Annotated in this window: 10 protein-coding genes; 8 read left to right on the top strand and 2 right to left on the bottom strand. The window is 72.0% G+C overall.

Going from position 1 to position 12,193, the window contains the following annotated elements; all coding sequences use genetic code 11:
* Nucleotides 1–120: 120 nt before the first annotated feature.
* Nucleotides 121–867 carry an IclR family transcriptional regulator gene (locus tag ACFQ8T_RS13205; protein WP_430546980.1) on the bottom strand — a complete coding sequence of 249 codons (747 nt, stop codon included), beginning with the start codon at nucleotides 865–867 and terminating at the stop codon, nucleotides 121–123.
* A gap of 67 nt (nucleotides 868–934) precedes the next feature.
* Here ACFQ8T_RS13205 and eda point away from each other — a divergent pair, with 67 nt between their 5' ends.
* Both eda and ACFQ8T_RS13195 read left to right on the top strand, forming a co-directional pair.
* Nucleotides 935–1,588, top strand: a complete 654-nt coding sequence (eda, locus tag ACFQ8T_RS13200; protein ID WP_430546979.1) for a bifunctional 4-hydroxy-2-oxoglutarate aldolase/2-dehydro-3-deoxy-phosphogluconate aldolase — start codon at nucleotides 935–937, stop codon at nucleotides 1,586–1,588.
* Nucleotides 1,589–1,618: 30 nt separating this feature from the next.
* On the top strand, nucleotides 1,619–2,725 hold the full coding sequence (locus tag ACFQ8T_RS13195) for a sugar kinase (RefSeq protein ID WP_430546978.1): 1,107 nt from the start codon (nucleotides 1,619–1,621) through the stop codon (nucleotides 2,723–2,725).
* Between the two features lie 81 nt (nucleotides 2,726–2,806).
* Here ACFQ8T_RS13195 and ACFQ8T_RS13190 read toward each other — a convergent pair whose 3' ends face one another.
* On the bottom strand, nucleotides 2,807–3,835 hold the full coding sequence (locus ACFQ8T_RS13190; RefSeq protein ID WP_430546977.1) for a LacI family DNA-binding transcriptional regulator: 1,029 nt from the start codon (nucleotides 3,833–3,835) through the stop codon (nucleotides 2,807–2,809).
* 264 nt (nucleotides 3,836–4,099) lie between these two features.
* Here ACFQ8T_RS13190 and ACFQ8T_RS13185 point away from each other — a divergent pair, with 264 nt between their 5' ends.
* From ACFQ8T_RS13185 to ACFQ8T_RS13160, 6 genes are all read left to right on the top strand, one after another.
* Nucleotides 4,100–5,095: an ABC transporter permease gene (locus ACFQ8T_RS13185; RefSeq protein WP_430546976.1), complete on the top strand. Its 996-nt coding sequence runs from the start codon at nucleotides 4,100–4,102 to the stop codon at nucleotides 5,093–5,095.
* Nucleotides 5,092–6,015 carry a carbohydrate ABC transporter permease gene (locus tag ACFQ8T_RS13180; protein ID WP_430546975.1) on the top strand — a complete coding sequence of 308 codons (924 nt, stop codon included), beginning with the start codon at nucleotides 5,092–5,094 and terminating at the stop codon, nucleotides 6,013–6,015. Before ACFQ8T_RS13185 ends, ACFQ8T_RS13180 begins: the two co-directional genes overlap by 4 nt.
* Before the next feature lie 75 nt (nucleotides 6,016–6,090).
* Nucleotides 6,091–7,764 carry a sugar ABC transporter substrate-binding protein gene (locus ACFQ8T_RS13175; RefSeq protein ID WP_430546974.1) on the top strand — a complete coding sequence of 558 codons (1,674 nt, stop codon included), beginning with the start codon at nucleotides 6,091–6,093 and terminating at the stop codon, nucleotides 7,762–7,764.
* Between the two features lie 3 nt (nucleotides 7,765–7,767).
* Nucleotides 7,768–9,321 (top strand): xylan 1,4-beta-xylosidase, encoded by a 1,554-nt coding sequence (locus tag ACFQ8T_RS13170; protein WP_430547075.1) that lies wholly within the window; start codon nucleotides 7,768–7,770, stop codon nucleotides 9,319–9,321.
* A complete protein-coding gene (locus tag ACFQ8T_RS13165; protein WP_430546973.1) occupies nucleotides 9,321–10,007 on the top strand; it encodes a glycosyltransferase in 687 nt (228 codons plus the stop codon). Before ACFQ8T_RS13170 ends, ACFQ8T_RS13165 begins: the two co-directional genes overlap by 1 nt.
* A gap of 30 nt (nucleotides 10,008–10,037) precedes the next feature.
* A complete protein-coding gene (locus ACFQ8T_RS13160) occupies nucleotides 10,038–12,122 on the top strand; it encodes a beta-galactosidase (RefSeq protein WP_430546972.1) in 2,085 nt (694 codons plus the stop codon).
* Nucleotides 12,123–12,193: the final 71 nt, after the last annotated feature.

Here is a 12,193-nt window from a genome sequence, read left to right as displayed (position 1 = left end):
GCGCAAACACCCCGGCCGCGGGGGGGTGGGGGGCGGGCTGCGCGGGGCAGGGTTCGCGTGGCGTTTCCACCTGGGGGCGGTTCCCCGCGGGGACCCGCCACCAGGTGCTACGTCGAGGGGCTACGACGTCGGCGCCGGGACGGTCAGGCCGGTCGGGAGCACCCGGGGCAGCAGGTCGCGGAGCGCGGCCACGCGGGCGTCGCGGGCGGGTCCGGTCATGCGTTCGACGGGCGCGGTGATGCTCACGGCCGCCACGGGCCGGCCCGCGCGGAGCAGCGCGACGGCGACGCACGCGATGCCCGGCTCGTTCTCCTCGGTCTCGGTGGCGTACCCCCGCTCCCGCGCCGCGGCGAGGGCCGCCCGGAGCGTGGCGTCGGGCCCGCCGTCGTGCCCGGGCGACGGCGCGCCGTCCGGCGTCGCGGCCAGGAGCGCCCGGCCCAGCGCCGTCGTCGCGACGGGGATGCGCCGCCCGACGGCGGACCACACGCGCAGCGGGCGCTGCGGCTCCACCTTGTCGAGGTAGACGACCTCCTGCCCGGCGAGGGTGCCGAGGTGCACGAGCTCGTCGACCTCGTCACGCAGCGCCTCGAGCGCCGGGCGCAGCAGGCCGGGCAGGTTGTCCTCGGCGAGGTACGCCGCGCCGAGCGAGAGCACGGCCGCCCCCAGCGTGTAGGCGCCGTCGGCCCGCTGGTCGGCGTACCCGCGGTGGCGCAGGGCCGCGAGGGTGCGGTGCAGCGTCGACTTGTTCGCGCCCACCTCGGCGGCGAGGTCGGCCAGCGCGACCCCGCCGGCTCCCGCGCGCGCGAGCGCGTCGAGGGTGAGGAGCGCCTTGTCCACGCTGCCGAGCGGGCTGGGGGGTTGGGTCATCGGTGCTCGTCCTCTATGGTGTTCCGTAGTGAACAACGTGCGTTCACCATAGCGAAACGGAGCCAGGATGTCTTCCCCCTCGACCCCGGCCGGCGACGTCGTCGCCGACCTCGGCGCCCACCGCCTCGTGCCCGTCGTCGTGGTCGACGGCGCCGACGAGGGCGCCCGCCTCGCCGACGCGCTCGTCGCCGGCGGCCTCCCCGTCGCCGAGATCACCCTGCGCACCGCCGGCGGCATCGACGCGATCCGCGCCGTCGCGCAGACCCAGCCCGACGTCGTCGTGGGCGCGGGCACCGTCACCACCGTCGACCAGGTCGACGCCGTCGTGGACGCCGGGGCGCGCTACATCGTGTCGCCGGGGCTGTCGGCCGCCGTCGTGCGCCGGGCCCAGGAGCACGGCGTGCCGGTCCTGCCGGGCGTCGCCACGCCCAGCGAGATCATGGCCGCGCTCGACCTCGGCCTCGACGTCGTCAAGCTCTTCCCCGCCTCCGTGGTCGGCGGCCCCGCCGCGATCAAGGCGTTCTCCGCGCCGTTCCCCGGCCTGCGGTTCGTGCCGACGGGCGGCGTGAGCGCCGCCAACCTCGGCGACTACCTCGGCCTCGCCCCGGTGCTCGCCGTCGGCGGCTCGTGGATGGTCGAGAAGTCCCTCGTCGCCCAGGGGGACTGGGCCGAGGTCACCCGCCGCACCGCCGAGGCCGTCGCCCTCGCGCAGCCCGCCTGAGTCGGCCCGCAGAGCCTGCAAGGAGACACGATGACCAACCCGTCCATCACCACCCGCCCGGCCGCCGAGTGCCGTTACGACGCCGTCGCTCTCGGCGAGGTCATGCTGCGCCTCGACCCGGGCGACCGCCGCGTGCGTACCGCCCGCTCGTTCGACGTCTGGGAGGGCGGCGGCGAGTACAACGTGGCCCGCGGCCTGCGCCGCGCGTTCGGCCTGCGCGGCGCGATCGTCACCGCCCTCGCGGACAACGAGGTCGGCCGCCTCGTCGAGGACTTCATGCTCACCGGCGGCCTCGACACCTCCTGGGTGCAGTGGCGCGAGTACGACGGCATCGGCCGCAGCGTCCGCAACGGCCTCAACTTCACCGAGCGCGGCTTCGGCGTGCGCGGCGCCGTCGGCGTCAGCGACCGCGGCAACACCGCGATCGCGCAGATGCAGCCCGACGACGTGGACTGGGACGCCCTGTTCGGCTCCGGCGTGCGCTGGCTGCACACCGGCGGCATCTTCGCCGCGCTGTCCGAGTCGGCGGCCGACGTCGCCGAGGCGGCGATGACCGCGGCCAAGAAGCACGGCACGATCGTGTCGTACGACCTCAACTACCGCCCCTCCCTGTGGAAGGGGATCGGGGGCGTCGAGCGGGCGCGCGAGGTCAACCGCCGCCTGGCGCACCACGTCGACGTGATGATCGGCAACGAGGAGGACTTCACCGCCTCGCTCGGCTTCGAGGTGGAGGGCGTGGACGAGAACCTCACCGACCTCGACACCGGCGCCTTTCGCGCGATGATCGGCACCGCCGCCGAGGCCTACCCGAACTTCCAGGTCATCGCGACGACGCTCCGCGGCGTGAAGTCCGCGTCCGTCAACGACTGGGGTGCCATCGCCTGGTCGCGCGCCGAGGGCTTCGTCGAGGCCACGCACCGCGCGGACCTGGAGATCTTCGACCGCGTGGGGGGCGGCGACTCGTTCGCCTCCGGCCTCGCCTACGGCCTCATGGAGCTCGACTCGCTGCAGCAGGCCGTCGAGTACGGCGCCGCGCACGGCGCGCTCGCCATGACCACGCCCGGTGACACGACGACGGCGACCCTCGCCGAGGTCGCCAAGCTGGCCGGCGGCGGCAGCGCGCGCGTCCAGCGCTGACCCGTCCCACGCATCGAGCGTGCTGAATTGCTCCTCAAACCGGCCGTTTGAGGAGCAATTCAGCGCGCTCGATGCCGTTCGTCAGGGTGCCGGGGGAGCGGTGGACTCCCGGACGACGAGGCCGGTGGCGAGGTTGACCCGCCGGGCCATCGGGGTCTCGCCGCGGGCGAGGTCGAGCAGCAGCCGGGTGGCCGTGGTCGCCATCTCGACCAGCGGCTGACGCACGGTGGTGAGCGCGGGCGTGGTCCAGTTCGCGAGGGGTAGGTCGTCGTACCCGACGACGGACAGGTCGCGCGGCACGGAGATGCCGCGCTCCTGCGCCGCCCGGAGCAGCCCGATGCCCTGCATGTCGGACCCGGCGAAGACGGCGGTCGGGCGCTCGGGCAGGTCGAGCAGCTCGCTGCCGGAGCGGTAACCGGACTCCACCTCGAAGTTGCCCGACCGCACCAGCGCGGGGTCGAAGCCGATCCCGGCCTCCTCGAGCGCCGTGCGGTAGCCGTCGAGGCGCGCGCGGGCGCACAGCATGTTGCCCGGGCCGGAGATCGCGGCGATGCGCCGGTGCCCCAGCTCGAGCAGGTGCCGCGTCGCCGCGAGCCCCCCGCTCCAGTTGTCCGACCCCACCGTGGGCACGTCGGGCGGGGGCTCGCCGTCGGTGTCGATGACGACGTAGGGGATGCCGCGCGTGGTGAGGCGCGGCCGCTGCGCGGCGCTGAGGCTGGCCGCGACGAGCAGCACGCCCAGCGGCGGGCGCGAGAGCGTCGTCTCGAGCCAGGTGGACGGCGGGCGGTGCTTCCCGCCCAGCTCGGACAGGATGACGCTCACCCCGGCGGCCGCGGCGGCGTCCTCCACGCCGCGGATGATCTCCGTGGACCACGCCGAGCCCACCCGGTGGAAGACGAGGTCCACGAGCCCCGCGCCGACCGGCGGGGTCGCCGCCCGGCGGCGCCGGTAGCGGTGCCGCTCCAGCGCGGCCTCCACGCGGTCGCGGGTGGCCGGCGCGACGTCGGTCCTGCCGTTCAGCACCTTGGACACCGTGGGCGCGGACACGCCCAGCTCCCGGGCGATCTCGGCGATCGTCGGTGCGGGGCCCTGCGGGGTAGGGGTGCTCATCGTCCGTCCAGTCGTGGTGCGGGGTCGCTGGGGTTCCGCGCGACCGCTCGCAAGTTTCGGCTCGACCGTACACGACGTCGGGGGTCTTCCGGGCGTTCCTGGGCGCCGTGATCAGACCGTGATCGGCCGGGTGCTTGACCACCACCGAAGGCTCCCCCTACTCTCGGCCGCAGTTGGAGAACGTTTTCAATGACGAAACTTTCGGGTCGTCGGCGCGAGGTTGCGACCGGCGGACCGCACGACGACGTGACGGCTGGGGGACTCATGGCGCAGGCCGCAGGGATGGTGACGACCGTCCCACCGATCGACGACGCACCGTCGTCACCACCACCGCGGGACGAACCGCGGCGGCGGACGCGCACCACGTGGCGCCAGGCGCTGCGCAAGGACTGGCGGCTGTACTCGTTCGTCGTCCTGCCGGTGCTGTTCTTCCTGATCTTCAAGTACGTGCCGATGATCGGGAACGTCATCGCGTTCCGCCGGTTCCGCCCGGGCGGCAGCCCGCTGGGCGACGAGTGGGTCGGCTTCTACTACTTCGACATGTTCATCCACAACCAACAGTTCTGGCAGGTGTTCGGGAACACGGTGATCCTGGGCCTGCTGACGCTGGTGATCTGCTTCCCGCTGCCGATCGTCCTCGCGCTCATGCTGAACGAGCTGCGCTCGCGGCGGTTCAAGAAGATCGTGCAGACGATCTCGTACCTGCCGCACTTCATGTCGATCGTCATCGTCGCCGGCCTCGTGCTGCAGCTCACCGCGGTGAGCGGCACGGTGAACCAGGTCGTGGAGGCGTTCGGCGGCGACGCGATCGCGTTCATGCAGCAGCCCGACTGGTTCCGCTCGATCTACGTGAGCTCGGAGGTCTGGCAGACCGTCGGGTGGGGCACGATCCTCTACCTCGCCGCGCTGACGACGGTGGACGACCAGCTCTACGAGGCGGCCCGGATCGACGGCGCGAACCGCTGGCAGCAGACCTGGCACGTCACGCTACCGGGCATCCGCCCCACGATGATGGTGCTGCTCATCCTCAACATCGGCTCCTTCATGGCGGTCGGGTTCGAGAAGGTCCTGCTGCTGCAGAACCCGCTGATCTACTCCACGGCGGACGTCATCTCGACGTACCTGTACCGCGTGGGCATCCAGTCGGCCCAGTTCTCCTACGGTGCGGCGATCGGCCTCTTCGAGGCCCTCATCGGACTGGTCCTCGTCCTCTCCGCGAACTATGCGTCGCGCCGCCTGGTGGGAGCCTCGCTGTGGTGATCGAAACGTCGACCCCGGACCTCGCTGCGGTCCGGCACGAGCCGACCACCGTCAAGGACACCCCCGGGTACCGGGCCTTCCGGGTGGTGAACGTCCTCGCGCTGCTGGTCGTGTGCGCGGTGACGCTCTACCCGTTCGTCAACCTGGTGGCGAAGGCGTTCTCCTCGGAGGGCTTCATCGCCGCGGGCGAGGTGAACCTGCTGCCGCGCGGCTTCAACCTGGAGACCTTCGACGTCGTCATGGGCGACGCGATGTTCTGGACCAACTACAAGAACACGGTCGTGTACACCGTGCTGGGCACCCTCATCTCGATGGCGCTCACCACCCCGTACGCGTACGCGCTGAGCCGCCGGCACCTCAAGGGGCGGAGCTTCTTCATCGGGATCGCCGTGTTCACGATGTTCTTCAGCGGCGGCCTGATCCCGAACTACATCCTCGTCGCCGACGTCCTGGGCATGCGCAACACCCTCTGGGCGATCGTGCTGCCCGGCGCGATCTCGGTGTTCAACCTCCTGGTCATGAAGTCCTTCTTCGAGAACTTCCCGGCCGAGCTCGAGGAAGCCGCGGCGATCGACGGGCTCACCACCTACGGGATCTTCGGCCGGATCGTGCTGCCGCTGTCCAAGGCGGTGCTGGCCACCATGACGCTGTTCTACGCCGTGAGCATGTGGAACTCGTGGTTCAGCGCCTTCCTGTACCTGGACCAGAAGGAGCTCTTCCCGGTCACCGTCTACCTGCGCAACCTCATCGCCGCGGCGTCGAACCCGGCGGCCGGGATCTCGGGCGCGGACACGGTGCAGATCGGCGCCAACATCCAGTCGGTGACGATGCTGCTCACCGTGCTGCCGATCATCTGCTTCTACCCCTTCATCCAGAGGTACTTCGTCTCCGGCGTGATGCTCGGCTCCGTCAAGGGCTGACGGCCGGTCATCACCCGCACTGCACGCACCACATCCCGCTCGAGAGCGACGACGCTCGTCACACGAGGAGAAGACATGAGGAACACCCGGATGCGGGCGGCCGTCGCGGCCGCGTCGCTGACCACCCTGGCCCTGGGCCTCGCCGCCTGCGGCAGCGGCGGGGACGACGGGGGCGGCGACGGCGCGAGCACGGCCGCGGCCGCCACCATCGACGCCGAGCACTCCGTCGGCGCGATGGACGACTTCGCCGTCGGCTCCGCCTTCAAGGCCACCGAGCCGGTGACGTTCTCGCTCATGTACCGCGACATGCCCGACTACCCGGTGAAGGACGACTGGTCGGTGTTCCAGCACCTCGAGTCCGACCGCAACGTCACCTTCGACCGCACCGACATCCCGCTGGCCGACTGGGACCAGAAGAAGGCGCTGCTCATCGGTTCCGGCGAGGCGTCGGACCTGATGCCGGTCACGTACGCCGGCTCTGAGACACAGTTCGTCTCCGGCGGCGCGATCCTGCCGGTGTCGGACTACCTGGACTACATGCCGAACTTCGCGGACAAGATCGAGAAGTGGGGCCTGCAGGAGGACCTCGACAACCTGCGGCAGGAGGACGGCAAGTTCTACCTGCTGCCCGGGCTGCGGGAGAAGCCCGACGTGCAGTACTCCGTCATGATCAACGACGACATGTGGAAGAAGGCGGGGATCACCGAGGACCCGAAGACCTGGGACGAGTTCGGCGAGGACCTGAAGAAGGTCCAGGAGGCCAACCCCGACGTCACGTACGCGTTCTCCGACCGCTGGAACGAGAACCCGAACCCGCTCGGCTCCCTCCTCAACGTCATGGCGCCGAACTTCGACACCGCCGCGGGCTGGGGCTACAACAACGCCCACTACGACGAGGACGCCGGCGCGTTCGAGCTGACCGGCACCACCGACGCGTACAAGCAGCTCGTGGAGACGGTGCACGGCTGGGTGGCCGACGGCACCATGGACCCGGAGATCACGCAGTCGGACGACCAGGCCAAGCAGAAGTTCGTCTCCGGCAAGTCCGCCGCGGTGTCCGCCAACACGCAGGAGCTCACCGCGTACCGCACGGCGATCGAGGACGCCGGCAAGAAGTTCAGCACCCGCCTGCTCACCGTCCCGGGCGGCCCCGCCGGCAGCAACGTGCCTTCCGGCCGCTTCACCTCCGGCGTCATGATCTCCTCCGACGCGGCGGACAAGCCGTACTTCAAGGCGCTGCTGCAGTACGTCGACTGGCAGTACTTCTCCGACGAGGGCATCGAGTTCGGCACGTTCGGCGTCGAGGGCGAGACCTACTCCGCGGGCTCCGACGGCACCCCGGCGCTGAACGAGGACATCACCTGGGGCCCGATGAACCCGGGTGCGGAGAAGTTCCTGAACAAGGACTTCGGCTACAGCAACGGCGTGTTCGTGCTGGCCAACGGCTCCTCGCAGAAGTACATCCAGGCCATGATGCCGGACGAGATCAAGGACTGGACCAACACGGTGCTGGACGCGAAGACGATGCTCCCGGTCGCGCCCGCGGCCCGGCTCGACGAGATGGAGCTGGAGCAGAACACGCTGCTGGACACGCAGATCAAGGACGCCGTCGCCGCGGCGACCGCGGCGTTCATCACCGGCAAGAAGCCCCTGGAGGAGTGGGACGCCTACGTGGCGCAGATCGAGGGCCTGAGCTCCCAGCAGTTCATCGACACCATGAACACCGCCCTGGCGCGCCAGGAGGGCTGAGCACTGACCACCACCGTCGTCCCCGACGCGCCCGCCGCCACGCTCTCCGACGCGTGGCGGCGGTGCGTCGGCACCGGCCGCCTCAACCTCGCCCTGCGCCAGGACTACCAGGACTCGCTCGCCGTGGTGCAGCGGGAGATCGGGTTCCGCCACGTGCGGGGCCACGGCCTGCTGTCGGACGACGTCGGGATCCACCGCCCCTACGACGCGGCGGGCCACCGCGGCACCCGGTACGGGTTCACCTACGCCGACCAGGTCGTCGACGCGTGGCTCGCGCAGGGGATCCGGCCGTTCCTCGAGCTCGGGTTCATGCCGTCGGCGCTCGCGTCGGGGGAGCAGACCGTGTTCTGGTGGAAGGGCAACGTCACGCCGCCGCGCGACCACCGCGAGTGGGCGGCCCTCGTCCAGGCGGTGCTGCGGCACGCGATCGACCGCTACGGCCTCGAGGAGGTGCGGCGGTGGCCGGTCGAGGTGTGGAACGAGCCGAACCTCGTGCAGTTCTGGGAGGGCGCGTCGCAGGAGGCGTACCTCCGGCTCTACGAGGTCACCGCGGCCGCCGTGAAGGAGGTCGACGCCGACCTGCAGGTGGGCGGGCCGGCGATCTCGCCCGGTGCGGACGAGTGGTGGGCACCGTTCGCGGAGTTCGTCGAGCGCCGGGACGTCCCGGTGGACTTCGTGTCCTTCCACGCCTACACGAGCGGCCCCGCGCAGCACGTGCCGTTCGGCACCTACCAGACGCTGCGGCATCCCCGGAACCTGCTGGACCAGTTCGCCGCCCCGGCGAAGCTGTTGGCGGGCACGCGCCTGGAGGGGCTGCCCGCCCACGTCACCGAGTTCAGCACCAGCTACCGCCCGGACAACCCCGTGCACGACACGGCCTACCAGGCGGCGTCGCTGGCGCCCGTGCTCTCCGAGGGCGGCGACCTCGTGGACTCCTTCTCCTACTGGACGTTCTGTGACGTCTTCGAGGAGGAGAACGTGCCGACGTCGGTCTTCCACGGCGGCTTCGGGATGCTCGGGCACCGGCAGCTGCGCAAGCCGGTGTTCCACCTCTACGCCTTCATGGCACGGATGGGCGAGGACGTGCTGCACCGGGGCCTCGACCATCTGGTGACGCGCGACGGCCGCGGCCGGGTGACGGTGCTGGCCTGGCAGCCCGTGGGCGGCTCCGACGACGCCCCGGAGCCGGACCGGCACGAGCTGCGGCTGAGCGTCCCGGTCGGTGGCGCGGCGACGCGTCGGGCGTCGGTGCACCGGTCGCGCGTGAACGACGACGAGGGCAACGCGGTCAGCGCGTGGCGGCACCTGGGCCGGCCGGCGTCGCCGACCGCGCGGCAGCTCGACCTGCTGCACGAGGCGTCCGTGCCGGGGCGCTCGCACACCTCGCTCGAGGTGTCGGGCGGCCGGGTCGACCTGACGCTCACGCTCGCCCGGCACGAGGTGACGCTGGTGGAGATCGACCCGGTGCACGACGAGACGCCGCCCTGGCTCGACGACGCGCGGATCCTCGGTCGAGAGCACGGTCGAGGGCAGGACCGCGCCGGGGAGGCGTCCTGATGGCGGCGGCGGCCGGGACGCCCCGCGAGTTCGGGGACGGCGTGCTGGGCCGGATCACGGCGCGCGTCTACTGGTACGTCGTCGTGGGGGCGCTCGTCGCCCTGGGCTGCGTGCCGACGCTGGTGCTGCTCGCGCTCCTGGACCGGTCCACCGGCAACGCGCTGCTGGTGCCGCTGTGCCTGGTGCCGGCGGCGCCGTTCCTGGCCGCGGGGCTCTTCGCCCTGCACGCGCGGGCGGGCGCCGACGAGCCCGTGCCGGGCCGCACGTTCGTGCGCGGACTGCGGCTGAGCTGGCTCGACGCGCTGCGGCTGTGGGTGCCGGCGACGGCGGTGCTCGGCGTCGTCCTCACGTCGGTGGTGCACCGCGAGACCGCCGGCATCTCCGTGCCCTACGCCGTCGTGCTCGGCCTGGTCGGGCTCGGCGTGCTGCTCTGGGCGGTGCAGGCGCTGGTGCTCGCGTCCCTCTTCTCGTTCCGGGCCCGCGACGTGGCCCGGCTGTCCGTCTACTACCTGGGACGGCGGCCGCTCGTCGCCGTCGGCCTGCTCGCGCTCGTCGTGGTGGCGGGCGGCGTGGTGTGGGTGGTGGGCGAGCCGGTGCTCGCACTCGTCGCCGCCGCGTGGCTCGCCTTCCTGCTGCGCGTCGCGCAGCCCGTGCTCGACGACGTCCGCGCGCGCTTCGTCGCCTGAAACCCCGCCCTCGACCTGGAGATCGTCCGTATGCCTGCTCACCTGCCCGCCGGACGCAAGATCCGCTACGGCGGCGACTACAACCCCGAGCAGTGGCCGCGGGAGGTGTGGGAGGCCGACCACGCCGCGTTCGACCTGGCGTCGATCGACACGGTGACGCTCAACGTCTTCTCCTGGGCGACGCTGCAGCCCGACGAGGACACCTACGACTTCGCGCTGCTCGACGCGATCGTCGAGCGCACCGTGGCCGCGGGCCGCGACGTCGTGCTCGCGACGTCGACCGGCGCGCTGCCGCCGTGGCTCGCGCACCGCCACCCCGAGGTGGAGCGCACCGACTTCCAGGGCCGGCGGCACGTGTACGGGCAGCGGCACAACGCGTGCCCCAGCTCGCCGGTGTACCGGCGGCTGTCCGCGGAGCTCGCGGGGCGTCTCGCCGAGCGGTACGCGGGCACGCCCGGCCTGGTCGCGTGGCACGTCGGCAACGAGTACGGCGGGTTCGACGGCGGCTGCTGGTGCGACCTGTGCGCGGCGGGCTTCCGGGTCTGGCTGCGGGAGCGGTACGGCACGCTCGAGCGCCTGAACGACGCGTGGAACGCGGCGTTCTGGTCGCACACGTTCACCGACTGGGAGCAGGTCGTGCCGCCGAACATGCTCAGCGAGCACTGGCGCGGGCCCGACCACACCGCCTTCCAGGGGATCACGCTCGACTACCGGCGCTTCATGTCCGACGCGATGCTGGCGAACTTCCGCGACGAGAAGGCGCGCATCCGCGAGCACGACGCGACCACGCCCGTGACCACGAACTTCATGGGCATGTTCCGGCCGATCGACTACCACCGCTGGGCGGCCGACCTCGACTTCGCCTCCTGGGACAACTACCCGCCGGGGCAGCGCGAGCACGCCCGCATGGCGCTGGCCCACGACGTCATGCGCGGCCTGAAGGACGGTGCGCCGTTCTGGGTCATGGAGCAGACGCCGACCATCACCGCGTCGCGCGACGTCAACCCGGTGAAGCGGCCGGGCGTGCTGCGGCTGTGGTCGTGGCAGGCGGTGGCGCACGGCGCGGACGCGGTCCTGTACTTCCAGATGCGGCAGTCGAGGGGCGCGTGCGAGAAGTACCACGGCGCCGTCCTCGACCACGCCGGCCGCACCGACACCCGCGCGTTCCGGGAGGTCGCGGCCCTCGGGGCGGAGCTCGACGCGCTGGGCGACGCCGTCCTCGGCGCGCGCACGCCCGCCCGCGTGGCCCTGCTCTTCGACTGGGACTCCTGGTGGGCCGCGGAGATGACGGACGGCTTCAACCGGCACGCCCGCTACGTCGACACCGTGCTCGCCTACTACCGCGCGCTGTGGCAGGCGGGGGCGCAGGTCGACGTCGTGCCGGCGACCGCCGACCTGGCCCGCTACGACGTCGTGCTCGCGCCCATGCTGCACGTGCTCAAGGGCGACGTCGCCGACCGGCTCGAGGGCGTCGTCGCGCGCGGCGGCTCGGTGCTCGCGTCGTACTGGTCCGGCCGTGCGGACGAGGACGCGAACGCGTTCCTCATGGACGCCCCCGGCCCGCTCGGCCGGCTGTTCGGCCTGCGCGTGGAGGAGACGGACTCCGCCGAGCCGGGCGTCACCAACCCCGTCACCCTCAAGGACGGCGCGGGCGACGACGTCGTCTCCGACGCCGCGCTCGTGTTCGAGGTGCTCGTGCCGCAGGGCGCGGAGGTGGTCGGCACCTACGGCGCCGAGTTCTACGCCGGCACGCCCGCGGTGACGCGCCACCGTCCCGGCGGCCACGACGGCGGGGAGGACGGCGGGGCGGACGGCGGCGAGGCCTGGTACGTCGCGACGGCGCTGGACGCCGCGGGCGTCGCGTGGGTGGTCCGCCGCGTGCTCGACCGGCACGGGCTCGTGGGGCCGTACGCCGACGCCGACGACGTCGAGCTCGCCGTGCGGCAGGGAGCGGACGGCGCGCGGACGGCGTTCGTGCTGAACCATGCGACCGCCGCCGTCGACGTCGCGGCTCACGCCTCGGGCACGGACCTGCTCACCGGGAGAGCCGTCGTCGCGGGGGAGACCCTGCACCTCGAGCCCACCGACGTCGTCGTCCTCCGCGAGCACGGCTGACCGGCACCCCCAGAAGGAACGAGCGTGCTGAATTGATCCTCATATGGGCCGCATGAGGATCAATTCAGCAC

Origin of the sequence: Isoptericola sp. NPDC056618, assembly GCF_042792715.1 — a bacterium.
GTDB classification, from domain to species: domain Bacteria; phylum Actinomycetota; class Actinomycetes; order Actinomycetales; family Cellulomonadaceae; genus Isoptericola; species Isoptericola nanjingensis.
The sequence above is the reverse complement of the archived record's forward strand: the minus strand, read 5'-3'. Positions and strand labels throughout refer to the sequence as shown.